Source organism: Streptomyces yunnanensis, from assembly GCF_029011865.1.
Lineage (GTDB): Bacteria > Actinomycetota > Actinomycetes > Streptomycetales > Streptomycetaceae > Streptomyces > Streptomyces yunnanensis.
In genome coordinates, this window is record NZ_CP095749.1 from 4833977 (window position 1) to 4858099 (window position 24123).

Sequence of the window (24123 nt, forward strand, 5' to 3'; positions counted from 1 at the left end):
ATGAAGCATTTCGTGGTCAAGACGCTCGCCAATGCCGCGGCCCTGGCCGTGGCCATCTGGCTCCTCAAAGGCATCACGCTCACCGGAGAGAACACCGGCCGCAAGGTGTTCACGCTGGTCCTGGTGGCGCTGATCTTCGGGTTGGTGAACTTCCTGGTCAAGCCCGTGGTGAAGGTGCTCTCGTTCCCCCTGTTCATCCTCACGCTCGGCCTGATCACGCTGGTCGTGAACGCGCTGATGCTGCTGTTGACCTCCTGGCTCGCCGGCAAGGCCGACCTCGCCTTCCACGTGGAGGGCTTCTGGACGGCACTGCTCGGCGGCGTGATCGTCTCCATCGTCTCCTGGGCGATGCACGTGATCCTTCCCGACGAGGACTGACGCTTGACCACCCGCTACCGTGTCTGCTTCGTCTGCACCGGCAACATATGCCGCTCGCCGATCGCCGAGTCCGTCTTCCGTGCCCGGATCGCCGAGGACGGACTCGACGGGCTCGTCGAGATCGACAGCGCCGGCACCGGCGGCTGGCACGAAGGCGACGGAGCCGACCCCCGCACCATCGCCGTGCTGCACGCCGGCGGCTATCCGACGGCGCACACCGCCCGGCAGTTCCGCGCCTCCTGGTTCGCCCGGCGCGATCTGGTCGTCGCACTCGACGCGGGCCATCTGCGCGAGCTGCGGCGGCTGGCCCCGACCCCCGAGGACGCCGCCAAGGTCCGCCTGCTGCGCTCCTACAGCTGCCGCACCGGCCCGGCCTCGGATCCCGCGGACCTCGATGTGCCGGACCCGTACTACGGCGGCTTCGCCGGCTTCGAGGAGTGCCTGGAGATGATCGAGACGGCCTGCGACGGCCTCCTGGAGGCGGTCCGCGCCGAGGTCACCTCCGGTGCTCCGGGCCCGGCCGAGCCCCGGCCGGGCCTGCACCGCCCCCACCACAAGGAGAGCGCATGACCGGCGACGGCACCCGCGTCGTGCGGGCCGGGCTCCCGGAGCCGGCAGCCCACGAACCGGCCCTCCCCGGCCCGGTGTTCGCCGCCCACTTCCACCTGCCCGGCGAGGCCGCCGGCCCGTACACCTACGGCCGCGACAACAACCCCACCTGGACCCGGCTGGAAGCCGCCATCGGCGAGCTGGAGTCGCCGGACGAACCCGCGCACACCGTCGCCTTCGCCTCCGGGATGGCGGCGATCACCGCGGTGCTCTTCTCCCAGCTGCGCGCCGGCGACGCGGTGGTGCTCCCCGGCGACGGCTATCAGCTGCTGCCCGCCGTCCGCACCCGCCTGGAGAGCTACGGCATCGAGGTCCGCACCGCCCGCCCGTCAACCGACGATCGCGCCTCAACGAGCGTGCCGCACGCCCCCGTTGATCGCGGCCACGACGCCCGACCGGACGTCCTCGACGGCGCGCGGCTGCTGTGGATCGAGACGCCCTCCAACCCGGGGCTCGACGTCTACGACATCCGGCGACTGGCCGACGCGGCACACGCCCGCGGTGCGCTGGTCGCCGTGGACAACACCCTCGCCACCCCGCTCGGCCAGCGCCCGCTGGACCTGGGCGCGGACTTCTCGGTCGCCAGCGGCACCAAGGCGCTGACCGGCCACGGCGATGTCCTGATGGGCTACGTCAGCACCCGGGATCCGGCGCTGGCCGACGGCGTCCGGCTGTGGCGCAAGACGGTCGGCGCGATCCCCGGCCCCATGGAGAGCTGGCTCGCGCACCGCTCGCTCGCCACGCTGGCGCTGCGCGTCCGCCAGCAGGCCGAGGGAGCGATGGCGTTGGCCACCGCGCTGGCCGACCGCCGCGAGGTCACCGGCGTGCGCCATCCCGGCCTGCCGTCGGACCCGTCCCATGCGCTCGCCGTCCGGCAGATGCGCCCCGGCCGCTTCGGCTGCGTGGTGTCCTTCGTCCTCCCGGACCGGGCACATGCGGAGCGCTTTCTGACCGCGCTGACGCTGGTGGACGACGCGACCAGCTTCGGCGGCGTGCGCTCCACCGCCGAGCGGCGCGCCCGCTGGGGCGGCGACGACGTGCCGGAGGGCTTCATCCGCTTCTCCGTCGGCGTCGAGGACCCGGAGGATCTGATCGCCGACGTGCTGCGGGCGCTGGACGCGGCGAAGGCGTAACACCGCGGCGCTGCGGCGCTGAAACGGCCGGCAGGGTATCCCCCCTCTTTACCCAGGCTGAGCGGAAAGGAGCGGGCCAAGATCACCGAGAGGGGCCCTGACCTGCGGTGGAGACCGTTTCATGGCGTTGCCCGTGCTGCGGTGTTTATGGGGGCCGCACTCCCCAGCGGCTCCCCAAACTCCCCAGATACTCCCCGGGGAACGCGCTGAAACGGTCAGCCCTCGCCGTTCCGCCGCGGATCGAAACGGCAATCGTTGCCTCCCTGCCACGACTCGGCGGAGGACCACGGCTAGGCGACGGCCCTCCGCCGGACAGCAGCGCTGTCACGCCTGGCCTTCAGAAGCTTCGCCTCGCCTCCTGACCACGGAGACGCGCCGCAACATTCCAGGGCATCGGCGGAACATACAGCCATGCCGCTGGCAGCACACAGTCCTTGAAGGACAGGGGTTCCACCTTGCACATAGCTGGGCGGCTCTCAGGGTCAGCTGCCCGACGAACCTCATCCGAAACAAGTACGGCAAGGCCAGGACGACGCTGGAGTCCCACAAGCTCGTGCGCGCGTCTGAGGACGGGAGCATCCGCCATGCGCGTAGCGTCGACCATCGCGGAGCCAAACCAACCGCCGCCCTCAGCAGTGCCTTTCACCGGGCCGATGTGGAGGCTCCCCTGAACGAACAGCAGCCCATTGTTGTTCACGTCATAGTTGTCCATCAGCAGATGGCTAGACATCCGCGGCAGTAGCTCATGGACAGCCGCAATCGCCAGTTCCGGCCCCGGTGCGTGCATCAGAACACCATCGCCTAGCCACTGCCTGTGCACTTCCGAAGCCAGCAGGCTCGACAGGATCGCCTCGAACCGCCGACGCAAGTGGACGGCGTGAAAATCGTCCCGGTCCCGCCCTCCGGTGAAGTTGAGAGCCATGATCGACGACGGCGCCCCCTCGGTGTCGTCGCGCTTTACCGGCGACGCCTCGTGCAAGCCACGCTCAGCCATCCAGAGCAGGTGGTGCCTTTCGATCTCCTCCCGCTGATCCGGCGCATGCGAGGCGTACTCCGCTAGCACGGCCACGACCGCATGCACCTTCAGCCACGCCGGTATCCACTGCCCCTTCAGCAGCTTGGTCACCGTGTCATGACTCACTACGTCCGGCAGATCGGTTCGATCCTTGGTCCGTTGAGCGATCTTGGGGGCGCCAGGGAGCCCCGCGCGCTGATACAGCTCGTGAATCGAAGCCACCAGGTCCCTCCTCGGCCCTGGTGGCAACTCACTCTGGCTCGGCATCGGGATTGCCACGCGCTTCCACCCCCGGCTTCGGCTGCCCAACTCACCTTCAGATTCTTTCAGTTAGCTCCAGATTTCGGCTGCCTGCACCACCAGAACCGCAAGCTGGATCTGCGGCGCCGCAAACAGCCACGACGCAGCCCAAGGAGCCTGATGTTCGGCAAAGTTCCAACCAGCAAACACCCGATCCTGCTTGCAGCCATCCGCGGGGCGGTTTCCGGAGTAGTCCGCGCAGTCGTCTCACGGTTGCTGACGTTCGTCGAGCACCAGCTGTAACACCCCTCCCGCGCCTTCAAGGTGAGTCAGGCCGGGGCCCCGCGAGCAGCGTGTCTGGGCATCAACTCACGTTCAGCACGCTGCAATCAGGGCGGGGCACATAGATTGATCTTGAGGTACGGTGGCGGCAATTCGGTTGCTTCGTGCCGAAAACGAAGCGGCCCCCGGCGGTGCTGGTAACACCAATCCGAGGGCCTACACCGCCAAGGAGATAGGACCTCCCTGGGATGCTTCGGCATGCTATCGCGCCTGCGCGCTTCTTCTCGCAGGTGCCGAACGAGATCATTCGCCACCCACGCCTGTCGTCGGACGCCGTGCGGCTGCTGACGTGGCAGCTGTCGCTGCCGGACGGCGCGAACGAGCCGCTGTCGGTGACGGCTAAGCGGGCCGGCATCAAGAAGACGGGGTTCATCCGCGCCAAGCGTGAGCTGTCCGCCGAGGGCTACTTGCACGAGTGGCGCCGGCAGGGCCCTGCCGGCCGCTGGTCGACCGTGCAGCTCGTCTCGAATGTGCCCCTCGGTGCGGCCGAGGCCGCCGGGCTCCGCGACGGGCGACCGACGGACAGGATTCCGGCCGCCGGTGAGCCGACGGGCCGGACGGTCGGCCGTTCCCTTGAGAACACTGTCGAGAACACTCCCAACCCTCCCTCCCTCGAGGAGGAGTTCGACGACCAGGACCCAGTCCTCGGCTGCGGGGCGAAAGCCATTGGGAGGGAGGGAGGGCAGTCCCCGAACGACGAGGAAGCCCCGGCGCTGGAGACGACCGCTGCGGCGACGATGCCGCATGAGCTAGTAGAACGCGCCGCACAGGCGCTCGCGGCGGTGTCGCACGCCGAGAGGCGGTTACGGCTCGGGGGACGCGAGGTACGGCGGCTCGCGCCGGTGGCGGGCGAATGGCTGCAACGTGGGGCCACGGTCCGAGACATCCGGGAAGCGTTGACGTCCGGACTGCCAGAGACGGTGCACTGCCCGGCGGCGCTGCTGCGCGATCGGCTGGTTCGGAAGATGCCGGAGGCTCCATCGTTCGCCGAGCAGCGCGCGTTCGGAGCGTCCCCGACGCCTCGTGTGGCCACAATGCGGGAATGCGCCGGCGAGCACCTACAGCCGTTGCTGTTCCGGCCGGTGGACGATGAGCGGCTGTGCGCGGCGTGCCGCAGCGAGCAGGCCGAGACGGCCGCTGACGGTGGCGGGGCCACAGACGAAAGAGCGGGGCAGGCGCTTTTCGCCGCGGCCCGCGCCGCGATGCGGGCGGGTGTGCCAGTGTGAAGATGGCTAGTGCCGTGTCAGGCGAGTTTCTTGCGCATCTTCACCGAGGCCGTCTCGTAGCCGAGCGACTCGTAAAGGCCACGTGCGCCGGTGTTGAACCCGGCGACGCTGAGACCCAGAGTATGAGCGCCCCGAGCCCGGGCGTATTCCTCGCCGAGGAGCATGGCCGTTCGGCCCAGGCCCCGACCACGCTTGTCGGCGTCGATCGCAATGTCCCAGACCCACCAGGCACCGGCGTCGTCACTCCTGTCCGGTCCGATCCAGAGGTAGCCGACGGCTACCCCGGCATCGTCGATCACGTCGAAGACCGCGTGATCCGGGGTCGGTGTCCCGGACGGAAAGGAGAGCGCCATGGTCTCGTCTGCCTGCCGGTAGGCGTCCTCGGACGTCTGCCCCAGAGCAACGAGCTCCTTGGCGTACTCGGCTCGACTACGTTCGAGCCAGGCAGGGAAGTGTTCGGCGTCCAGAGGGCGGAGGTTTACAGGCATTGGCCCAGCCTCCCACACCGCCGACGCCTGAGCGGTGTCACTCCCGCTCAGGCGTCACGGCGCATCACCAACAGGGGAAACGTTGCCTGCTACGGCACTGGTTCAGGCCGCCGACGCTTCCAAGACATCCCTCAGTTGCCCCGCGCCCGGTGCTGTCCGGATGGTTCTGTACAGCGCCAGCGCACGAGTACGGGTCAACCCCGTTCGGTAAGCCGGCGGTAGCTCTCCGAACGCCTGGGCGGCGACGCGTGCGGCTTCCTCGGGCTCTCCGTCGTGGGCCAAGCACGAGGCTCGGTCGATGGAGATCAGTGCGCGGGTCATCAGGCTCGGGCTGCGGGACAACTCCAGCGCGCGGGACTGGGTGGCGTAGGCGCGCTTCGACTCTCCGAGGATGGTGAGTGCTTGGCTGAGATGCACGTGGTGCTTTTGCTCGGGGTAGCCGAACCAGGTGTCGGCGGCTTGCTGCGGCGTGAGGTGGTCCATGAGTTGTTCGGCCTCGGCCACGGCCGTCAGCGCGGCATCGCGGTTACCTTGAGCGGCGTAGGCGCGGGCAGCGACGGCGCAGGCGAGCGCAGCCGCGGCCGACGGCTGGCCGCCCGCCAGGTGACGGGAGCGATCGGCTAGGTCCGCTGCTGCCGCGGGGGCGCCGAAGTTGAGTGGAACCATGGCCTCGCGGGCCAAGGCCCAGGCGTGGAGGCCGGCGTCGCCGGACTCGCCGGCGGCGCGCCGAGCGGTGTGGAACCAGGCGTGTGCCTCGCGGTGATCGCCGAGGTCATGCAGGACGATTGCTGTCATGCCCGCCATCTGCGCCGTCACATGACACAGGCGCGTACGCGACTTGACCGTCTGGGAGGCCGTGAACAGCGGTTTCATATCGTCGAAGTCGAGGACCAGATCCGACAGGACCTTGGTGGGAGCCTTGCCGTTGTAGCCGTAGCCGTACCGTTCGGCCGTGGACTCCCAGTAGGAGAGATCCGCCGTGGGTTGGTCGGTGAGTGCTGAGTCGAGGTCTTGACGGGCAGCGGTGAGCGCGGCGGCGCCGGCGCCGGTGAGGCCGGCGGCGAGGGCGCCGCGTAGGAGGTTGCGGCGCTTCATCCGATCGTCTCCATCGTCGTGCTCCATGCGGGCGGGGGAGGCACTGGTGCGGCTCTCCCAGGGTCGCGCAGCTAAGCCCAAGTGTCGCCCCGGAATGCGAAGTCCGTCTGCAATCCGTTCGATTGCGGCGAGCGTAGTGACGGCTCCGTCCCCCCGGGCAAGCTTTCCGACCCGTTCCGCCTTGAGCCCACACGCCTCGGCAATCTTGTTGTAGCTGATGTCTGCCGCCTCGTGGGCGAGGGCAAACACCGCCCCGAAATCGCGGCGTTGAAGGGCTTTGTCTAACCGTGGATCGGCAAGCAGTGCGCGCGGCAATGCTGCCGGTGACAGCGGGTACTCCATCCCACCCCCGAGATGATGACGCAACGTCAATGTCCGTGCCCGCACGGAGCGTACTCCCACCCCCTACGGTGTGTACCCCTCATGGGGACCCCAGCAAGGGATTACCACGCCCCTGATGCGGAGCGTTCACTGGGCTCATCACCGCGGCGCCCCTGGCTCCCGATCTCCTGGGGGGAGAGCTGGATTGGCCGCGGTGGCGCAGCGGGGCTGTTCCTGCCGGTTTTCCGCGTCCTGGCGGGAGCAGCCCCCATACCCCGCCTGATGGAGAGGACCGTCATCGTGTCCACTGCACAGAATCCGCGTCCTGCACCCGCGAACAACGTACGTAGTTGCACGCTGACGAAGACCGGATCCCTCGCGAATTCGGCCGTATCCGGTCCGGTGACGCCGGAAGCCCGAGCGTTCTATGCCCGGCACGGAGACCCGTGCCGCTGGACCACTCACGCGTTCAAGACGTACTTCGAGCTGGGTGGCGACTCATGCCGGGGATGACCCTCAGGGTGTACCGGGTCTCGCCCAAAACGATGGCCCGCACGAAGCTGGGGTCCGTCGTCGTGCCGGCGTCTTCGGCCCGCGCGAAGCCGCCGCCCATGAGCATGCGCTTCCCTCCGTGCCGATGCCGTCGGTGCCAGCGGCACCCGGGCCGATACAGCACGGGAGAGGGCCGATGACCCGCCGCAGGCGGCGGTACAGCCGACTCGCACCGCCAGCGTCGGGGAAGGGGAGGCGGATCCGGTTATCCGGGCCGTCCATCGATCCCGTACAGGCGGTATGGCATGTCCTCCAGGTCCTGACCGTTCTGACCCTCGGCGCTGCCATTGGATCCGATCTGGCCCGGCCCGTCCTGTCCTCTGCGTCGGCTCCAGAGGCCGACCCGTCGGCGGCCGGCCACGGAGCTGGGACAGAACCCACTGAACCCCCGCTTCGGTACTGGTGATCACCAGACCGCGGGCGAGACCCCCGAAGTTCGCGGTGGACCGTACCGGTACCGAAGCGGGTTCCTGAACCGCCTTCCCGACGACTTCCTCGTACAGGGGAGGGCGGGCGTGAGCGGGCCCAGGGGATGAAGCCCCAGTCCTGGGCCGTAGCGCCACTGGGGGCTGTTGCTCCACGGAGATGATCGAGAGGAGGGACCCAGATGAAGCAGGTTGAGCAGGTATCCGACCAGGTGCGCGAGGACGACAGCGTGCCCGCCGTGATCGTCCTCGACAACGCGGCGACCCTGACGCAGGGCGGCCAGGGCACCAGCACCGAGGACAAGCGGTACCAGTACGGCTGATGAACCCGGCGGTGGCCTTCCCCAAGGGGAGGGCCACCGCTCCGTTGCAGCGATCAGCGAGCGGAAGGTGGGGAATGAACTGGTTCGGAGGATGCGCGCCCGGCGGACGGTCCGTAGTTCCTGCTGGTGCGCGGTTCATCTGGGATGATCCGCCCCTCTGGACCGTGGGGGCCGGGTCTCAACGTTTCGTCCGCACGCTTACGGACCGCGACGGCCGGCTTGCCGTGTTCGGCCCGTGCTCGGCGACCGACGGCGAACTTTCCCGCGCTCTGTCGAGTCCGGACCTGGCCGCCTTCGGCGGTGCGTGGGCGGGGACGTACTCCCTCGTGCGCGCTGGCAGTGACGGCATCCTCGAAGTGATCAGCGATGCCGCAGGGGCCTGCCCGGTATACACGGCGCGCGTCCCTGGTGGAGTGGTGTGGGGATCCAGTTCCCGGGCACTGGCCGGCTTGACCGGCGGGCGGGTCGATACCGAGTGGCTGTCCGCGTACCTGCTCGACGTACAGGGAGAGATGCCCCAGCGGAGTGCGTGGGTAGGCGTCGAACTCGTGCCTGCCGGACACCAGTTGCGCCTGCGGGACGGCCGTGTGGAGCGGCTTTCACCATGGTGGACGATCAGGCGGAAGGCTTACAAGGAGGCCGTCGCGTCGCTGGGCGATGCCCTGGTCGGAGGAGTACGAGCCCGGGTCGCAGGCGTTCCGGTCTCGTCGGACGTCGCGGGGCTCGACTCCAGCACGCTGGCTGTCCTGGCCGCGCTCGAAGGCCCGGTTACGGGAATGACCGTGCACCCGGATGGGGCCGCGGACGGCGGCGACGTCACCTACGCCCGGGCCCTCGCCCGGGCGCTGTCGGTGATGCGGCACGTGTTGTTCCCACTCGACGAACGGCACCTGCCCCTGAGTGAGGCAGAGACGGAGTTGCCGGCGACCGACGAGCCCGCGCCATCGTCGATCACCTGGGCAAGGTGCTCGGCGCAGCTGCGGGCGGTGAGCCGTGCTGGTGCGGTCTGCCACATGACCGGAGATGGCGGGGACACTCTGTTTCAGCCACCGCCGACGCACCTGTCTGACCTTGCCCGCTCCGGGCAGTGGGGCCGCCTCGTAGCCGATGCGCAGGCGTGGGCCCTACTGCGTCGGGTGAGCCCGTGGGGACTCGTGAGAGCAGCGGTGCGCCGCGACGGTTTCGCGCTGGTCGGTGGCGGAGGTCAGCGGCCAGCGTGGCTCACCGCTGCCGCACCGGACCGGCTGTCCCTGCCCGCTGTCGAGAACGCGTCGGATGCGGCGTTGCTTGCCGAAGTGCGCTATGTGGCACGGTCAGCTCGTACCGAGCAACAACTCGCCGACTCGCTCGGGGTCGAGCTGCATAACCCCTATCTCGATGGTCGGGTCGTCGACGCCGTTATGTCGGCGGCGCCGCGGGAGCGTTGTTCCGTCAGCCGGTACAAGCCGCTGCTCGCCGATGCTGTCGGCCCGTTGCTGCCCCAGCCCGTTCGGCGTCGCCGGACCAAGGGGGTCTTCGTCGGCGAGTTTCACCGCGGAATGCGGGCGAACTTGCGTCGTGTGCTCGACCTCACCGAGGGGCGGCTCGCCGGGCTCGGTCTCGTCACGCCTGAGCCGTTGCGGGCGGCTGTGCATGCTGCTGCTCTCGGCGCCGAGACGGCTTGGCCGGCGCTGTTGCCAACGCTGAATGCAGAGATGTGGCTCGCAGCCGTAGACCGTGCGCCCGCGATCGAGTGGCATGACAGGAGAGGCGGCTCCAGTGACCGATAGCAATACGGTGACGGTGCTCACCGAGCACTCGTGCGTGATCATCAACTACCGTACCGGGCGTACCGAGTTACGGCCTTTGACGGCAGGTATGAAGGTAGACGGAGTGGTAGTGCGGCACGGTACGGCCGCCCCATCGTGGGGGACCGTGGAGGTCCCGGCGGTGCTTCCCGCTCCCGGGCCCGTGCCCGCGCGATGGTGGCTCGCCGCCATCCCGGCGCTGCTCGGGACCGTAGCCGTTCGGGTGATCGGGCCGAAGCAGGGCCGATTCTCCCGCCTGGTTCGGCTTGGATGCTGCGGTAGGTACCTTCCGTCCGCTACGCAGGTGCAAGCCGTGCGCGCCGTTCGTGCCGTCCGTTGGGCATCGCGGGTTGTTCCTGCGCGGTGGGCCTGCCTGGAGCAGTCGGCCGCTGTCGCGCTGCTGCTGGCGAGTATCGGACGCCGGGCGGAGTGGCGGCACGGGTTCGCCGCCGAACCGGTTCGGCTTCACGCATGGATAGCTGACCAGGAAGGGCGGCCGGTTGAGGAGCCGGCCGAGACGTCCCTCTACACCCCGATCTACACGACCGACGGCCCCGGGTCTCCCAGGGCCGCGAAGGAGGCACACCGTGAGTGACCCCCACATCGTTCTCCCCGGTGACCGGCTCGCCCTCGGCCTGCCGCGGCAGGACATGTTGCCCACGTACCACCAGTGGGAGAACGATCCTCGGACGATCCTCGGCTATGGCAACCAGATGCCGCAGAGCTGGGAAGCCCGCACCGCCGGTTGGGACGGGCAGGCTCGCAACAGTCAACGTCCCGCGTTCGAGGTAGTGCGGCTTGAGGACCGGCAGCCGGTCGGGATGACGGTCCTGTACGTCGACCAGGCCGTCCGCACCGCGGAGTACATCATGCTCATCGCCCCCGAGGCACGAGGGAAGGGCTATGCCGCCGAGGCCACCCGCCTGACGCTCGACTGGGCTTTCCACATCGGCTCATTGGACATGGTGTGGCTCAAGGTCCTGGAGCCGAACCAGGCCGGCGTCACCGCCTACGAGAAGGCCGGGTTCCGTCCGGCCGGACGACTCCGGCGGTCGGGATTCTGGCTCGGGCAGCGCGCCGACGAACTGTTCATGGATGCGCTGCCGGAGGACTTTCCCGGGCCTTCTGCCGTATCCACTGCCGTCGGGGCGCGTACGTCCTCCTAGGCTCCGAGCGGCCTGGTCGCAAAACGAAAAGGCGCCTCCGTTCCGGTCATGTGGCCGGAACGGAGGCGCGTTGCTGTGCCCGTCAGATCCGCGGGTTGTGCTCGTAGCTGGGTTCCTCGTCGGGGAAGTCCTCCGGGAAGACCTCGCTCACCAGGTCGCCTCGTAGGACGCGCAGGAGGTAGCCCTCCACGGGGCCTTCGTACAGGTCGTATTCGTCACCTCGACCGATCACGGTGAGGACAGCCCACCGGTCCGGATCCTCATGCGGAATCAGGAAGCACAGATCTGCGTTGTCCGTGCCTCCCCAGCGGACAAGCTCAGACGGGCTCGACCCTCGCTCCGCCAGCAGGTCCCGGATCTCGTCACGCGTCCTCTCCATGGTTTCGCGTGCAGCCAGTGTCCGGTGGACCAAGTCCACGTTTGGGTTCTCCGCCCCAGCGCGGTACACGCGCAAGAAGTCGTCGAACTTTGCCCCACCGAACACTCCCAGAAAGCGCTTGAAGTGTTCGGGGAAAACTACGCCGAGGCTCTTCTCCGCGTCATCCCAGTCGTTAAGCACCGGGCCTTCCTCGCCATACGCAGGAAACGCCCCCAAGAGATCCAGATCGGACATGCCCACCTACTTGTTGATGATCGTCTGATTGATGTGCAGCCCGGATCCTGTCGCCTCGATATGGATACCAGCAGGTATGAGGTCGTCCGGATGTGCGTAGACAGGGGTAGCGGAGTAATCCACAGGCCCCTTGTTCTTCACAGTGTCGTAGATTTGCAGCTCTATGTCCTTCATGGCCTCGTTGTTGGCCTTGTCGTACATGATCGCAATATTCGCCTCCGACCTGCCATCACCGCCCAAAGACCGGGCCAACAGGTGGCCACGCGTGTGGTCTGCGGCTTCCCCCTCCCAGCCGGGTGGCTTCACCCGCCGGGATGCCTTGGAACCGGCGTCGAGCATGTCGTGCGTGATCCTCGTTTCGACGCCGGTCGCCCGCCCCATGCTGTCCAGCGGCTTGCAGTACGGGGGAATTGGCTTTTGAGGTGCCCGGCCTCCCCCTCCACCGCGCTCGGCGCTGCGCATCAGCGGCTGGCCGGTCGGACCGACGGGACCTTCGCCAGCCATCGCCAGCCGCGGGCCGGCCAGGTTGGGCATCGATATTTGGAGGTTGGGGAGTGAGATGTTGAGGTTGCCCAAGCTGTCCAGCTTCATGTTGCCCAGGACGTTCTTGATGCCGCCCGCGTCCACCACCGCCTTGACGCCGCGTGCGGCTCCCCCTGCGGCGCCGCCCATGAGCATGCCGGACACACCGGCGTCCTTGATCTCGGCGACGTTGATTCCGCGCTGGTCCCCGAGCAGGTTCCGACCACCCTGGGCGACGACCACGTCCACCGTGATCGACCCGATGCTGCCGATGGCCGCTGTCGCCAGCACGGTGCCGGCGATCTCTGCGACGGTTGCCGAGACGGCCACGCCCGCCGTACTGGCAGCGGCGACGATCGCCTCGGTGGCACCCGCGGCGGCCACCTCGCTGATGCCGCCGGTGAAGATGGCCAGCGCCGTTCCGGCGACCAAGACCGCGCCGGCGATCTCCAGTTCGTGTTCGATCTTCTTCTTCGCCTCGGCGATCTGATCGGCGAACTTGTCCAGCGCCTTGGCCATGTCCCGCGCGGCGGTGGCGACGTCGTCGAGGTAGCCCTTGCCACCCCCGTGGTACTTCTTCCAGAACGCGCCGAACGCCTCGATGCCGGCGCCCTTGTTGTTGTCGATGACGTCCTGGGCCTTCTTGTGGCAGGCCGCCGTGCAGTCCTCGACATCGTCGGCGAAGGTGCGCCAGGCACGGGCGGCCTCCCGGAGTTCGTCCTCGTCGCCCTCCGGCCACCACATCCCGGTTAAGTCCTGGACGATCTCCTTGGCCTTATCCGCGGCGCCCACTACCCATCCCCCTTAAAGCCGGACTTGGCAGACCGATCCGCCTCCTCGTGGTTGGCCGCCATGTCGTTCATGGCCTTGGTGATGCTGGACAGGCCCTTGGCCAGGGCCGCGGCAGCCTTCTCGATCTCCGCCCGGTGCGGGGCGTAGACGTGCTCGAACTTCTTGCCCTGTTCGTCGCTTCCCCACGGCTCCCCCAGGCCGTCGAGCGCCCCCCGGAGCTTGGCCGTCGCCCGTTCCAGGGCGACGGACTCCCGGTGGAACGTCGGTGCAGCGGACTTGAGTTGGTTGGTGTCTACCTCAAAGCCGTTGCCAGCCATGCCTCCCCCTCGGCCTTATGTCTCGTACCCCTTGGCGAGCCGCTGGCGATCGTTGCGGCTCGCGGTGGTGACCATGACATACAGCACTGACAAACGCCCTGATGGCGACGCAATCCAGCCACGCGGCAGCCCTGTCGACGGAGGGCCCAGGGCAAGGCTGCAGCCCCCTACCGGGCGGGTGCCGGTAGGGGGCTTATGCGTCGATGGCCTGAAACGATCAGACCTGAGTGCTGTCGTCGGGGTCAGGGATCTTGTGTGTCGGCGTCACGCGTTGGTGAGCGCCAAGACCGAGCCATACGGATGCGAGGGCGACTCCGACACCGATCACGCTTTCGTTGACGGCTATGTCGGCCAGGGCGGGTACGGCCGTCCCGAGGAGGGACAGCAGGGCGACGATGATGGAGCGAACCATCACCGGGTTGTTGCGGAGGAAATCGCGCATGTCGGCTCCATGAGTGTCGACTTCATGAGTGTCGGCTCCATGAGTGCGGTTAGGAAAGGGCGCGGAGGACTTCGGCAGCTGCTGTGCCAAGCGCTGTGATCAGGGCCAGGGGGAGGGCGTACTTCCAGCGCTCCAGCGCGCGGAGGCGTTCTTCGTGGTCGGTGAGGGTGCCGCGCACGCTTTCGGAGTTCTGGACGACGGAGCGCACGTCTTCGCGGAGACCGACGACCTCGTCGTAGATCTCGCGAGCGCCGATCGTGACACCTAACGGGTCGCGGTCGGTCATCGCATCAGCCTCCGCCAGGTGATCGGGCCGACGTTGCCGTCGGCGTCGGTGCCGCGCCAGCCCTGGGCGCGCTGGAATGCCTTCACGCCGGCGTAGGTGGTGTGGCCGTAGTAGGCGGACGGGCCGTAGGTGAGGTGTCGGCCGTAGCCGTGGCGGATCAGAGCCTGGTCGACCTTCAGGACGGCCGGGCCGCGGGCGCCGTAGCGGACGGACGCGCGGCCGGGGAAGGGCGGTGCGGTCTGCGGCTTGGCGTGGATGCCTCCGCCGAGGAGACGGCGGAGGGAGGTGGGGCCGGGGATGCCGTCGGCGTCCGGGCCGTGGAAGCCGAGAGAGCGCTGCCAGGCGGCGTAGGCACGAGTGTCCGCGTCGGTCCAGGTGGGGCCGGGGCCGACGCGGTAGTAGCGGCCGAAGCCGTGGGCGACGAGGGCCTGGCCGACGGTCGTGATGTGGCCTCCTCGGGCACCGGGGCCGTAGGTCTTGCCTCCGATCTGGCTGTTCCGGGGGTGGTCCGGCTTGGCCGGTGGGCGGGGCTTGGCGGAGTTCTCCGGCGCGGCGCTCCCTTGATCGTTGCGGTCAGGGAGGGTGACCCGGTCGCCGGGGTGGATCACGTCCGGGTTCCGGATCTGGGGATTCGCGGTGAGAAGTGCCCCGAGCGAGACTCCCGCGGCGGCGGCGATCGCTCCCAGGGTTTGGCCGGCCTTCACCGTCCAGGTGGGGCCGGACGGCCGGGCGTGGTTGCCGCCGGTTCCCGGTGCGGCCTTGAAGAGGCCGGCGGGGTCGATGGCGCCGGGGTCCCAGTGATCGTTGCCAGGAACGTGGCAGTGGCCGTAGTGGCCGCCTTCGGCATGCCAGACGGTGCGGTTTCGGTTGGTCGCGGCATACGCGGTGCGGGCTGGGTCGCCCATGGGGAAGGTGTCGGGGATGCCCCAGGATCGGATTGCGGACATGAGCGACCGGAAGTTCGGGCCGGGTCGCCAGTAGGCGGTGAACGGCCGGGAGGCGCGGGCCAGGACCTCGATCTGGATGCATACGCGACCGGTCCGGTTGGTGCGGCTCGCTCCGTCGTTGCGCAAGGCACGGGCCGACTCGTCCAGGGGCCCGAACTGGCCGAGGCGGTCAGTGGTCGGGTCGTACAGGAGGTGCGGCTGGGCGGCGATCTGGATCAGGTACTGGGCGACGCTGTCGAATGCCTGGTCGCCGGCGCCGCTCTCGGTGGTGTGCCACACCACGCGCCCGGGGCGTCCGGGCGCGTCCATCGCTCCGCCGATGGAGCCGCTGCCCAGGCGTTCGGCGCCCGGTATCCACGTCGTACCCATGGGTGCTGTCCTCCTGGTCTCGTGCCGTGTCTGCCGGATTCGTGGCGCCGGCCGCGGGCGTGAAAACGGCCCTGAGGGATCCCCCGGGGCCGGGTGCGGTGCGGGTGGTGCGGGATGTAGTCAGACGTCGCCGGGTGGCTGGTAGCGCAGGCTGTATTCCAGGGACGCGAGGCGACCATCGATGCGGGTCACCCGGGTTGTGAGCGCCGGGACTTGGGGGTCCGTCGTGGCGGATCGGAACTGGGAGCGACCCTCGACGACGCGTAGGCGGCGTTCGATGGCGGCCAGGCGGTCAAGGAGGTCGGCGGGGAGGTAGGCCATGGCAACTCCCAAGTGCTCTAGATGATCAAGTCCGATGTCGGGCACCGCGCGGGGTGATGAGGTCGGTTGTGGGGCAGTTTGGGAAGGCGGTGTTTCCGCAGGTCGGCGCCCCCTTTCCCAGTGATATCGGGCTGGGCTGGGCGGCCCCGGGTTGACATGCAGGTAAATGCTTGCATGATGGTTGGTGTGAGCGATGAGATGGACAGGGCCTTCAAGGCTCTGTCCGATGCGACCCGCCGGCGCCTTCTGGACCGGCTGTACGAGAACAACGGCCAGACCCTCAGTGAGCTGTGCGACGGCCTGGCAATGTCCCGCCAGGCAGCCACCCAACACCTGGGCCTACTGGAGGCCGCGAACCTCGTCAGCACGGTCAGAAGAGGCCGGGAAAAACTCCACTACCTCAACCCCGTGCCGATCCACGAGATCCAGGAGCGGTGGATCGACAAGTTCGAACACCCGCACCTGCGGGCTCTAAGCGCACTGAAACAGAAAGCCGAGGACGCCATGTCAACCAAGCCGCAGTTCGTGTACACCACCTACATCGAGGCCACCCCGGACAAGGTCTGGGAGGCCCTGACCGACCCTGAGATGACCGCCGCCTACTGGGGCCACAGCAACGTCTCGGACTGGCAACCGGGTTCCGCCTGGGAACACCGCCGCACCGACGGCTCCGGCATCGCCGACGTGGCGGGCACCATCGTCGAAGCCGTCCCGGCCAAGCGCCTCGTCATCACCTGGGCCGGCCCCGACGAAGACCGCCCGAACGGCCCCTCCACGGTCACCTTCGGCCTCAAGCCGCTCGGTGACACCGTCGTCCAACTCACGGTCACGCACGAGAACTTGCGCGACGAGGCCGAGCGCCGCCAGGCCGCCGGCGGCTGGACGGCGGTACTGTCCAACCTCAAGACCTACCTCGAGACGGGCAAGCCGCTGTCCTCGCCGCCGTGGTCCTGATCCGCAAACCGGACTGACCGCGCCACCTCCCTGTGCCCGCACAGCCACAACGCCAGCGTGGACGTTCCAGGAACGGGCAATCGGCCACTGAACGCATCGGACTCGATCGTCTAGGTGGCGTTGAGGTATAGGCGGGCGGTTTCCGGAGTGGTGCGGTCCGGTGGCGTGATGGCCATGCCGACGAGCCGGTAGTGCATGGAGGTGCCGTCGGGGTGCCATGCGTCGTGTATGCGCAGGCGGATGGTGGCGCCGAGCATCGCCGGCGTGATTGGGGTGGCGTCGAGTTGCACGGTGACTTCCGGGATGGGGGCGGTGTTCCAGGCGTCAGCGAGGTCGTGTCGGGCGTGCTCGTCGAGAGTCGCGATCCGTTCGACGGTGAGGTAGTCGCTGGAGCCGTCCAGACGCGGCCAGCCGTCCTCGATGGCCGCGAGGAAGGGCAGGGGTTGGGAGATCAAAGGGTAGGTGGTCTCGTCGCCCTTGGGAGTGGGGGTGGCGCCGCGGCTGATCCAGTGGGTGGCCTTGCCGGAGGCGTCCTCGGGCAGCTTGTACCAGACGACGGGGCCGGGGTGGTCCAGGACGATCTCGCTGTACGCGGAGCGAATACGTGGGTAGCCGAGGAGCAGCTCGCGCACGCGGCGCCCGCTCTCGTCGCGCCGGCCGCGGACGCGCCACTCGAAGCCATTCTCGACGCGGGAGAGCTGGTCGAGGATGTCAAGGTATCGGGGAAGGTCATGCCATTCGTAGGTTCGGTCGCGGAGTACTCCGCTGACGGCGTCGCCGATGGCCACCAGGCCGATGTCGGCGCCGGGGACCTCCTGCGCTTTGGCCAGAAGGGCCTGAGCGATGGCGAGTTGATCGGTCTGCACGAACGCAGGTAGTGGGACGTCCAGCTCCCGGCGCGCCAGGTAGGAGTCGAAGGTCGCGGCCTGGAGCGTCAGGGCCATAGGTTCGTTGCGGGAGGCGGAGGTCGGCGTGCGTTGCCAGACGATCCCGCCCCACCAGATTTCGCGGTCTCGCTCGACCCACACGGCGGTGCGGGCGGGGATGGTGGCCGACCGGACGCGGGCGGCGGTCTGGACGTCGGGGAGCGCTATCTGTGCCGAGAGCTGGCCGGTCTTACCGATCCAGTCCTCGAATTCGAGCTGAGTGGCCGGGAACACGTCCAGGAGCTGGTCGGTCACCAGGTCGGTGAAGATGAGGCGGTACGCAGCGGTCACCGGCCGGCCTCCCGTCGGTGGTGGATCTGGAGGTCAGGCGACCGGGTAGGAAACACCGTCGAAGGAAACCCACTTGGGCAACTCGTCGCTGGCGGGCTGGCCGACCTTGCCGGACATGCAGTACAGCTCTCCGTTGGACTTGACCTCCAGGCGGCAGGTCTCGTACTGCGCGATGCGGTTCCGGGCCGCGGCGAAGGTGTAGATGCTGCCCCCGTAGGGGCGCAGTCCCTCGGGTATGCGGGCGATGACCTGGTCGGGCCAGATCCATTCGGCCAGGCCGGGTCGTTTCTCGGCCCGGCCGCGCAGATAGACGACGTTCCCGATGCGGCGGATGTGGCAGGGGGCGTAGCTGATGTTCTGCACGCTCCCGCCGAGCGGCATGGGCTGCCAGCCGGTGTCCTCCAGGGGGCTGCCCCAGCTCTGGCCGTTGAAGCGTTCCAGGGCTCTGCCGTTGTCCCGGTACTGCCCGGCGTAGCGGCCGGCCGCAGTGCCCGCGGGGACGATGCCGCCGACGGCGACGGTGGGGAAGCGCCGGTCGCGGAGGGCGCTCCCCCAGTCAATGCCGCCGCTACCCGACGACGTCCCGGCCGGGACCGTGATCTCGTACAAGGGGATGGCGCACGGTGGGACTTCGGGAGGCGTGGGGCGGGGGCTGGGGGTGCCCTGGAGGATTTCGACCGCGGCCTCGGTGCGGCCGCTGGAGTCGTAGGGGTCGTCGTAGACGCGCAGGACGACCAGGTCGACGCGGGGGTTGGTGGCGTCGCCGTTCTCCACGGGCAGGGGGACCGGGTTGTCGACGAGCACCGGGTAGGCGCCCTGTTCGGTGGTTCCCTGCACGACGGCCCGACCGCCGAGGACTCGGCAGGTCATGGGGCCGGTGCGGTACAGGCGTAGTCCGCCGATCACGGTCTGGTCGCCGCCGGCACCGGGGAGGATTCCGGGGTCGGTCTGCCACTCGCCGACGGGGGTCATCATGCCGAGCGGCGCGCGGCGGGTGTCCTCGCGGGTCTGGCCTCCGGCGCTGTCGCCTCGGGTGGTGAGCCATGCGGCGCGTACCGCCATCGTGTTCTCTCCTTGGGTAGCGGGTTACCAGTAGGCGTCGCGCCAGGTCACGTTCACGGAACCCGTGGTGTTGGCGAGGGACTGGTCGCGGAGGGCGAGGGTGTTCTCTCCCGGGGCCAGGGCGAAGGTGCGTTCGGGGCTGCTGTCTGCCGCGGCCGTGTGGAGGCGCGAGGCACCCGGGTGGCCGAGCTGGACCGTGCCGGCGACGGTGTCGACGACCAGGGTTTCGCCGGCGGCCAGCACCAGGTCGTAGGCCAGGAAGCGGCCGGTCTGCTGGTGGGTGAGGACCGGGCGGTCGAGGGGGCCGGTGAAGGTGATGAGGGGGTGAGCCGGGGCGGTGCCCCCGTTCACGGCGGTGATGCGACCAGTGGACCCTGGTTGTCCCCATTCCAGCCCGGCGTCCGCCCCGCTCCCCCAGTCCAGTTCGCCGACCTTGCCGAACATCGGGCGTTCCCAGGCCAGCCCCGGCTCGCGTTGCGGTACGAGCGTCCACAGGCTGTGGGCGGTGATGCTGTAGCGCCGCGGATCGGGTGCCTCGAATTGCAGGGCCCCGGTGGCCTGGGTGATGCCGCTGGCGGCGTAGAAACGATCCACGGGAAGGTGTCGCCGGGTGCAGCGGGCGAAGGCCACCAGCGGGCCGCGCTCGTCGAGGTCGACGACAAGTTCGGCCTCGGTGTCCGCCACGGCTGTGGCCGCGTTCAGCTCCGCCACGGCGGCGCCAATCTCTCCGCGGGCACGGACAGAGATCCCCTCGACGGTGATGGTCCGGGGCTGGGCCAACAGCCTGCCGGGCCACGAACCGTGGGCGTCCGGCTGGAGGGTGTCGGCGGCGTCCAGGGCCGGCAGGTCTTCCCAGCCAGTGAGGGTTTGCCACCCGAACCGGGTGTGATCGAGCACCAGGCCGCGGAAGCTGATGACGGGCTTGGGCACGGTGTCACCTCCCCAATCTGGTGCGCAGCTTCCAGTCCAGTTCGGCGGCCACCTGGGACGCGGAGGCGCCTCCGGCCTGGTGGTAGTGCTCGACGTGCAGCGCCGGCCCCTGGGAGCCGGCCGGCGCGGTGGTGATCGCCTCGGCGACGGCCGCCACCATCTGTTCCAGCATCCGGGCGGGCAGCGCCGGCGCCGGGGCTGCCTGACGCACGGTCGGCGCCCAGGCCACCTGCCCGCCGAAACGGGCGACCACGTCCTCGGTGATCTTCTTGGAACGGGCCCGCTTCGCCGGGCCGAGCGGGATGTACGCCTCACCGCCGGTCTCCGGTTCGCTCCAGACCCGGTAGGCCCCGGCGTGGGCGATCTGCGCCCGGTGGGCTTCCGCTCGGCGTGAGGATCGCACGTCCCGGATGCCGCCGTTGGCGTACGCCTCGACGATTCCGCCGGCGGAGAATCCCAGCAGTTCCTTGGCCTTGCCGACCACGTCGGCGACGATGCTGATCGTCTTGGTCGGCATGACGAAGCTGGTGATCGCGCGGATGGCCGACCAGGCGTCGGAGTTGTCGCCGTCGATGTGCTGGGTCTTGCGGTCGCGCTCCAGCTGGTTGCCGCCGCTCTGGGCCGACAGGCGCGCCTGCCGGGCGCCGGACTCGTCGCCGGACAGGCGCTGGGTGAAGACAGCGCTGTTCAGCTGAGCGCCGCCGCGGAACGCGGATTGCCGTGCCGAGGCGGCTCCGCGGCCGTCTCCTTGCAGGTGCTGCGTCGGATTCTGGGCTTCGAGTTCCTTGCCCTTCCGAATGGCGTCGGCCTGCTTCCGCAAGGCGTCCGAGGCATCGCCGTTGAACTTCTGGATCTTGTCGGTGAAGGTCAGGCCGTCGACTTCCGCATGCTTGGCCTTCGCATCGGAACCGTCCCCCTTGAGCCTTTGGATCTTGTCCGCCAGTTCGGCGCCGTCAAGCTTCCTCAGCTCGGCCCAGGCTTCGGCAGTCTGGGCGGTGACCTTGACCATGCCGTTGGGCAGCCGTTCCACCTTGAAGCCGAGCTGGGTGAGCAGGCCCTCGGCGTCCTTGGTGAGGGCCTGGACGGTGATGACCTTGCGTTCCTTCTGCTGGTCGAGCAGCTGCTTGATCCCGGCGAGTTCGCGGGTGACCGTGCCGGCGCCGGCCAGGGTGAGGACGGATTTCACGTCGGCGGGGATGAGGCCGAGCTGGTTGACCAGCTGTTCGGCCTTGTCCCTGCTGATGCCGTAGTCGCGGGCCATCTGGATCGCGGCTTCGCGGTTGTCCTTCATCGCGGCCTCGGCGGCCTTGAGTCCGGAGGCGTACTTCGTGCCGCTGTACTCACCCGACTCGTAGGCCGCCTGCGCCTGGGCGAGCGCGGCCTCCTTCAGCCTGTCCAGGCTGGTCTTCAGGCCGTCGGCCGCCTTGTGCGAGACGTCGAGCGCGCCCTTGCTGTCCAGCAAGGCGTTTCCCCATACGTCCGCGTCCTTCGCGGCCTGCTTGACGGCTTCCTGGTGCTCGCGCACGGCGCGCCGGTGGGAGTCGGTGGCTTGCTGGGCGTCCTGCTGTTTGCCCTGAAGGATGTCGAGGGCCTGCTTGAGTGCGCTGGTCTTCTCCGCGGCACTCGCCGAGGAGTCGCCGAGCTTCTTGAGCGCTTCGGTCAGGTTGGAGGTGTACGGGGTCGCTTCCGATAGGGCTTTGCGGTACTCCTCGGCGCCGTCGCGCCCCTCGGTGAACTTGCCGCGCAGCACGCCGAGTTCGTCGAGGAGGCGTTGGGCGGACTTTGCCGCTTCGGTCTGCACGACCTGGGTGTTGTACTGCGTGGTGTTGTAGGTGGTGCCTTCCTTCACCACGTCCTGGATGTGGGCCTTGAGCTGGTTGTAGGCGGGGCCGTTGGTCATCACCGCGTCGTACAGGCGGCGGTGCGCGATACCGAGATCGTCGGCCACCTTCAGCATGTTCTTTCCGGTGTTGCCGACCTTGGTCTGCTGCGTCTCCTGGATGACCAGGGACTTGACGTTGCTGGAGATGGCGCCGTTGGACTCCAGGAGTGCGTCCTTGAAGCGGGACACGCTTTCGGCGTGCTCTGCGGCCTTCTGCTTCGCCTTGGCGTTGGCGTCCGCCCACAGTCCGGCGGCGATGGTGGCGCCGGTGAGTGCGACGCCCAGCGGGCCGCCGAGGAGTCCTACGAGTCCGGCGCCGGCGGCGCGTAGGCCCACGGTCGCCGCGGCAGCTGTCCCCGCGGTGCGTCCGAACCGAGTAGCGCCGACCGCGGAGTTGATGAACGCGGACTGCATCTGGGCGATGACCGGGACGCGCTGCCCGATCGCGCCGACGGCCTGCCCGAAGCGGCCCAGCTGGATCGTTCCCGCAGCGGTGGAGGTGGTCATGGTCTGCGAGGCCCGTGCGGCGTCCCGGAACTGCCCGGGGACGGCCGCGATCGAGCTGCCTATGGACTGGATGCGGTTGCGCATAAGCACGATGCCGGCGGACGCGGCCACGGAGGCCGCGATGGGGCCGGGCAGAGAGGCGAAGGCGGCAGCCGCGCTCCCGACGGTCGATACGACGGGCATCAGCGCCGGCTCGACGGCGTGGAACGCGTCGCCCACCAGGCCGGCGAAACCGGCCACGGCCTCCTTGGCCTTGTTGAAGGCGGCGGGGATGAGCGGGATCGTCTTGTTGACCAGGTTGCTGGCCGCGCGGGTGCCCTTCTCCAGGGGTGGGGCGATGCTCTCGTAGATCGCCGTTCCGGCCGCGGTGAGCTGGGACTGGAGTCCCGCCATTGCACCGCCCAGGCCCTTGGTCTTGGCGCGGGCCAGTTCCAGGGCGGAGCCCTGCTCGCGGATCTTGACGCTGTTCTTGTCCCATACGCCCAGACCCTGCTCGGCGACGGCCACCCACCCGGTGTACGCCTCCATGCCGAAAGTGGCCTGGGTGGCGGCGATGAACTCCTTGTCGGAGAGGTTCTTCTTGGCCTTGGTGAGGGTTTCGGTGATGTAGCGCAGGCCCTTGAAGCGGCCCTCCTGGTCGAAGGCGACCAGGTTCAGCTTCTTCATCGCGTTGTGCATCTGCCGGGTGGGTTTGGCCAGCCGGGACAGGGAGCCGCGCAGCTGGGTGCCCGCCATTTCGCCCTTGATGCCGGCGTTGCCCATCCCGGCAATCGCGGTCGCCAGGTCCTCCATCGAGATCTTCAGGGCCTTGGCGGGCGGGCCGGCGTACTTCATCGAGTTGTAGACGTCGACCAGGGAGATCGAGGAGGCGTTGGCCGCGTTGGTGAGGGTGTCGGTGACGCGCGAGGTCTCCTTGGCCGTCAGTCCGAACTGCTGCATCATGTCCGAGGCCATCATCGCGGCGTCACCGATCTCGACCTCGGCCGCGGTCGCCAGGACGATGGTGTCGCGGGCCGAGGCCATCGAATCCCGGGCCGTGAAACCGGACTTGGACAGCTCCAGCATCGCCTTGGCAGCGTCCGCCGCGGTCGACTTGGGCAGGTCCATGTCGTTGCCCAGAGCCTTGGCAGTGGTACGCATCTGCTGCAACTCGACGCGGGTGGCACCGGTGATCACGCCCCAGCTCTCCACCGTGGTGTTGAACTGGTTTCCCTGCTCGATGACGGTGGCCAGGCCCAGGCCAGTGCCCATGAGCGCGGCGAAGCCGGCCATCGGCGCCATGGCGCTGGTGATGCTGCCGCGCAGAGAGCCCATCGCCCCGGTGCCGGTGGCTCCGAGGGTGGACAGGGAGCGCTGGGAGCCCGTGGCGCCCTGAGCGATCTGGTTCAGGCCGCCGCGGGCCCGGCGGGTGTGGTCATCCATTCCGCGCATGCCCGCGCCGGCGAAGCGTGCGGCGTCGGCCAGGGCCCGGGTGCGGGCCGCAGCCTGGGCCATGCCGGCCGCGTAGTCGGCGGTGTTGGCGCGGACGAGGACGGTGATGGAGCGCTCGGCCACTGAGCGTTTCTCCTTCCTTCACGCGTCCTCGGGGAGGCGGTGGACGACGACCTTGACGCCGGCCGTGTCGCTCACCTTGCCGAGTTCTTCCACGCGTTTCTCCTTGGCCTTGCATCCGTGGCAGCGCACCACGGTCGTTTCGTATCCGCCGTCGTCGGTCAGGCATTCGGCCAGCGGCTGGCCGCACCCCGCACAGGTGGTGTCCCGGATGCGCTGCCACTCGACGGCCAGGGCGGTGTCTTCTTCGGTCCACTCCGGCTCACCCGGCGCGACCGTGCGCCCCATGAACACGGAGTACGGGATGCCGC

Annotated in this window: 24 protein-coding genes; 9 read left to right on the forward strand and 15 right to left on the reverse strand. The window is 68.8% G+C overall.

From position 1 onward, the window contains the following. From MOV08_RS20910 to MOV08_RS20920, 3 genes are read left to right on the forward strand one after another with little or no spacing between them, the layout of a single operon-like run. Nucleotides 1–378, forward strand: coding sequence for a phage holin family protein (locus tag MOV08_RS20910; RefSeq protein ID WP_275308492.1), 378 nt, complete (start codon nucleotides 1–3; stop codon nucleotides 376–378). 3 nt (nucleotides 379–381) lie between these two features. Continuing rightward, on the forward strand, nucleotides 382–948 hold the full coding sequence (locus tag MOV08_RS20915) for a low molecular weight protein-tyrosine-phosphatase (protein ID WP_275308493.1): 567 nt from the start codon (nucleotides 382–384) through the stop codon (nucleotides 946–948). Next, the gene (locus MOV08_RS20920; protein WP_275308494.1) at nucleotides 945–2120 is read left to right on the forward strand and encodes a cystathionine gamma-lyase; all 1176 of its coding nucleotides are present in this window, start codon (nucleotides 945–947) and stop codon (nucleotides 2118–2120) included. Before MOV08_RS20915 ends, MOV08_RS20920 begins: the two co-directional genes overlap by 4 nt. A 337-nt stretch (nucleotides 2121–2457) precedes the next feature. Here the strand turns inward: MOV08_RS20920 and MOV08_RS20925 are convergent, their stop codons facing one another. Continuing rightward, nucleotides 2458–3357, reverse strand: a complete 900-nt coding sequence (locus tag MOV08_RS20925) for a hypothetical protein (RefSeq protein ID WP_275308495.1) — start codon at nucleotides 3355–3357, stop codon at nucleotides 2458–2460. Nucleotides 3358–3947: 590 nt separating this feature from the next. Between MOV08_RS20925 and MOV08_RS20930 the strand changes: the two genes are divergently transcribed. Beyond that, nucleotides 3948–4943 carry a hypothetical protein gene (locus tag MOV08_RS20930; protein ID WP_275308496.1) on the forward strand — a complete coding sequence of 332 codons (996 nt, stop codon included), beginning with the start codon at nucleotides 3948–3950 and terminating at the stop codon, nucleotides 4941–4943. A gap of 17 nt (nucleotides 4944–4960) precedes the next feature. Here MOV08_RS20930 and MOV08_RS20935 read toward each other — a convergent pair whose 3' ends face one another. Together MOV08_RS20935 and MOV08_RS20940 are read right to left on the reverse strand one after the other, a co-directional pair. Continuing rightward, complete coding sequence (locus tag MOV08_RS20935) at nucleotides 4961–5431, reverse strand: GNAT family N-acetyltransferase (protein WP_275308497.1); 471 nt, start codon at nucleotides 5429–5431, stop codon at nucleotides 4961–4963. Nucleotides 5432–5533: 102 nt separating this feature from the next. Further along, nucleotides 5534–6868, reverse strand: coding sequence for an NsdA family TPR-like regulatory protein (locus MOV08_RS20940; RefSeq protein WP_275308498.1), 1335 nt, complete (start codon nucleotides 6866–6868; stop codon nucleotides 5534–5536). 1138 nt (nucleotides 6869–8006) lie between these two features. On the opposite strand from MOV08_RS20940, the gene MOV08_RS20945 reads away from it, so the two are divergent. From MOV08_RS20945 to MOV08_RS20960, 4 genes are all read left to right on the forward strand, one after another. Beyond that, nucleotides 8007–8147 (forward strand): hypothetical protein, encoded by a 141-nt coding sequence (locus MOV08_RS20945; protein WP_275308499.1) that lies wholly within the window; start codon nucleotides 8007–8009, stop codon nucleotides 8145–8147. A gap of 74 nt (nucleotides 8148–8221) precedes the next feature. Next, on the forward strand, nucleotides 8222–9916 hold the full coding sequence (locus tag MOV08_RS20950) for an albusnodin/ikarugamycin family macrolactam cyclase (RefSeq protein ID WP_275308500.1): 1695 nt from the start codon (nucleotides 8222–8224) through the stop codon (nucleotides 9914–9916). Between the two features lie 88 nt (nucleotides 9917–10004). Beyond that, nucleotides 10005–10529, forward strand: a complete 525-nt coding sequence (locus tag MOV08_RS20955; protein WP_275311841.1) for a lasso peptide biosynthesis B2 protein — start codon at nucleotides 10005–10007, stop codon at nucleotides 10527–10529. Further along, nucleotides 10522–11100, forward strand: coding sequence for a GNAT family N-acetyltransferase (locus MOV08_RS20960; protein ID WP_275308501.1), 579 nt, complete (start codon nucleotides 10522–10524; stop codon nucleotides 11098–11100). The genes MOV08_RS20955 and MOV08_RS20960 overlap by 8 nt, the downstream gene beginning before the upstream one ends. A gap of 82 nt (nucleotides 11101–11182) precedes the next feature. Here MOV08_RS20960 and MOV08_RS20965 read toward each other — a convergent pair whose 3' ends face one another. The 7 genes from MOV08_RS20965 to MOV08_RS20995 all read right to left on the reverse strand — a co-directional run bounded on the left by MOV08_RS20965 (nucleotide 11183) and on the right by MOV08_RS20995 (nucleotide 15709). Continuing rightward, on the reverse strand, nucleotides 11183–11713 hold the full coding sequence (locus MOV08_RS20965; RefSeq protein WP_275308502.1) for an SMI1/KNR4 family protein: 531 nt from the start codon (nucleotides 11711–11713) through the stop codon (nucleotides 11183–11185). A gap of 6 nt (nucleotides 11714–11719) precedes the next feature. Beyond that, nucleotides 11720–13027: a WXG100-like domain-containing protein gene (locus MOV08_RS20970; protein ID WP_275308503.1), complete on the reverse strand. Its 1308-nt coding sequence runs from the start codon at nucleotides 13025–13027 to the stop codon at nucleotides 11720–11722. Then, nucleotides 13027–13344 carry a WXG100 family type VII secretion target gene (locus MOV08_RS20975; protein WP_275308504.1) on the reverse strand — a complete coding sequence of 106 codons (318 nt, stop codon included), beginning with the start codon at nucleotides 13342–13344 and terminating at the stop codon, nucleotides 13027–13029. The genes MOV08_RS20970 and MOV08_RS20975 overlap by 1 nt, the downstream gene beginning before the upstream one ends. Nucleotides 13345–13561: 217 nt before the next feature. Then, nucleotides 13562–13786, reverse strand: a complete 225-nt coding sequence (locus MOV08_RS20980; protein ID WP_275308505.1) for a hypothetical protein — start codon at nucleotides 13784–13786, stop codon at nucleotides 13562–13564. Nucleotides 13787–13835: 49 nt separating this feature from the next. Continuing rightward, nucleotides 13836–14072 carry a hypothetical protein gene (locus MOV08_RS20985; protein WP_275308506.1) on the reverse strand — a complete coding sequence of 79 codons (237 nt, stop codon included), beginning with the start codon at nucleotides 14070–14072 and terminating at the stop codon, nucleotides 13836–13838. Continuing rightward, complete coding sequence (locus tag MOV08_RS20990) at nucleotides 14069–15388, reverse strand: peptidoglycan-binding protein (protein ID WP_275308507.1); 1320 nt, start codon at nucleotides 15386–15388, stop codon at nucleotides 14069–14071. Before MOV08_RS20990 ends, MOV08_RS20985 begins: the two co-directional genes overlap by 4 nt. Nucleotides 15389–15508: 120 nt before the next feature. Continuing rightward, on the reverse strand, nucleotides 15509–15709 hold the full coding sequence (locus tag MOV08_RS20995) for a hypothetical protein (RefSeq protein WP_275308508.1): 201 nt from the start codon (nucleotides 15707–15709) through the stop codon (nucleotides 15509–15511). 198 nt (nucleotides 15710–15907) lie between these two features. Here MOV08_RS20995 and MOV08_RS21000 point away from each other — a divergent pair, with 198 nt between their 5' ends. Beyond that, entirely contained in the window at nucleotides 15908–16663 is a 756-nt protein-coding gene (locus MOV08_RS21000) for an ArsR/SmtB family transcription factor (protein ID WP_275311842.1), read from the forward strand. Nucleotides 16664–16773: 110 nt separating this feature from the next. On the opposite strand, the gene MOV08_RS21005 is transcribed toward MOV08_RS21000, so the two are convergent. Genes MOV08_RS21005 through MOV08_RS21025 form a run of 5 tightly spaced genes read right to left on the reverse strand, consistent with a single transcriptional unit; the run spans nucleotide 16774 to nucleotide 24100 of the window. Beyond that, nucleotides 16774–17880 carry a hypothetical protein gene (locus MOV08_RS21005; RefSeq protein ID WP_275308509.1) on the reverse strand — a complete coding sequence of 369 codons (1107 nt, stop codon included), beginning with the start codon at nucleotides 17878–17880 and terminating at the stop codon, nucleotides 16774–16776. Nucleotides 17881–17913: 33 nt separating this feature from the next. Further along, nucleotides 17914–18942: a hypothetical protein gene (locus tag MOV08_RS21010; protein ID WP_275308510.1), complete on the reverse strand. Its 1029-nt coding sequence runs from the start codon at nucleotides 18940–18942 to the stop codon at nucleotides 17914–17916. Between the two features lie 24 nt (nucleotides 18943–18966). Next, nucleotides 18967–19872 (reverse strand): phage distal tail protein, encoded by a 906-nt coding sequence (locus tag MOV08_RS21015; protein ID WP_275308511.1) that lies wholly within the window; start codon nucleotides 19870–19872, stop codon nucleotides 18967–18969. A gap of 4 nt (nucleotides 19873–19876) precedes the next feature. Further along, a complete protein-coding gene (locus MOV08_RS21020; RefSeq protein WP_275308512.1) occupies nucleotides 19877–23815 on the reverse strand; it encodes a phage tail tape measure protein in 3939 nt (1312 codons plus the stop codon). 18 nt (nucleotides 23816–23833) lie between these two features. Beyond that, nucleotides 23834–24100, reverse strand: a complete 267-nt coding sequence (locus tag MOV08_RS21025; RefSeq protein WP_275308513.1) for a hypothetical protein — start codon at nucleotides 24098–24100, stop codon at nucleotides 23834–23836. Between the last annotated feature and the right edge of the window lie 23 nt (nucleotides 24101–24123).

Bases quoted from the DNA above. Each gene is read 5' to 3' on its own strand.
- MOV08_RS20985 (WP_275308506.1), bottom strand. From the start codon at position 14,072: ATGACCGACCGCGACCCGTTAGGTGTCACGATCGGCGCTCGCGAGATC.
- MOV08_RS20955 (WP_275311841.1), top strand. From the start codon at position 10,005: ATGAAGGTAGACGGAGTGGTAGTGCGGCACGGTACGGCCGCCCCATCG.
- MOV08_RS20975 (WP_275308504.1), bottom strand. From the start codon at position 13,344: ATGGCTGGCAACGGCTTTGAGGTAGACACCAACCAACTCAAGTCCGCT.
- MOV08_RS21025 (WP_275308513.1), bottom strand. From the start codon at position 24,100: ATGGGGCGCACGGTCGCGCCGGGTGAGCCGGAGTGGACCGAAGAAGAC.
- MOV08_RS20990 (WP_275308507.1), bottom strand. From the start codon at position 15,388: ATGGGTACGACGTGGATACCGGGCGCCGAACGCCTGGGCAGCGGCTCC.
- MOV08_RS20940 (WP_275308498.1), bottom strand. From the start codon at position 6,868: ATGGAGTACCCGCTGTCACCGGCAGCATTGCCGCGCGCACTGCTTGCC.
- MOV08_RS20950 (WP_275308500.1), top strand. From the start codon at position 8,222: ATGAACTGGTTCGGAGGATGCGCGCCCGGCGGACGGTCCGTAGTTCCT.
- MOV08_RS20965 (WP_275308502.1), bottom strand. From the start codon at position 11,713: ATGTCCGATCTGGATCTCTTGGGGGCGTTTCCTGCGTATGGCGAGGAA.
- MOV08_RS21000 (WP_275311842.1), top strand. From the start codon at position 15,908: ATGGACAGGGCCTTCAAGGCTCTGTCCGATGCGACCCGCCGGCGCCTT.
- MOV08_RS20980 (WP_275308505.1), bottom strand. From the start codon at position 13,786: ATGCGCGATTTCCTCCGCAACAACCCGGTGATGGTTCGCTCCATCATC.
- MOV08_RS20995 (WP_275308508.1), bottom strand. From the start codon at position 15,709: ATGGCCTACCTCCCCGCCGACCTCCTTGACCGCCTGGCCGCCATCGAA.
- MOV08_RS21010 (WP_275308510.1), bottom strand. From the start codon at position 18,942: ATGGCGGTACGCGCCGCATGGCTCACCACCCGAGGCGACAGCGCCGGA.
- MOV08_RS20935 (WP_275308497.1), bottom strand. From the start codon at position 5,431: ATGCCTGTAAACCTCCGCCCTCTGGACGCCGAACACTTCCCTGCCTGG.
- MOV08_RS20910 (WP_275308492.1), top strand. From the start codon at position 1: ATGAAGCATTTCGTGGTCAAGACGCTCGCCAATGCCGCGGCCCTGGCC.
- MOV08_RS20920 (WP_275308494.1), top strand. From the start codon at position 945: ATGACCGGCGACGGCACCCGCGTCGTGCGGGCCGGGCTCCCGGAGCCG.
- MOV08_RS20945 (WP_275308499.1), top strand. From the start codon at position 8,007: ATGAAGCAGGTTGAGCAGGTATCCGACCAGGTGCGCGAGGACGACAGC.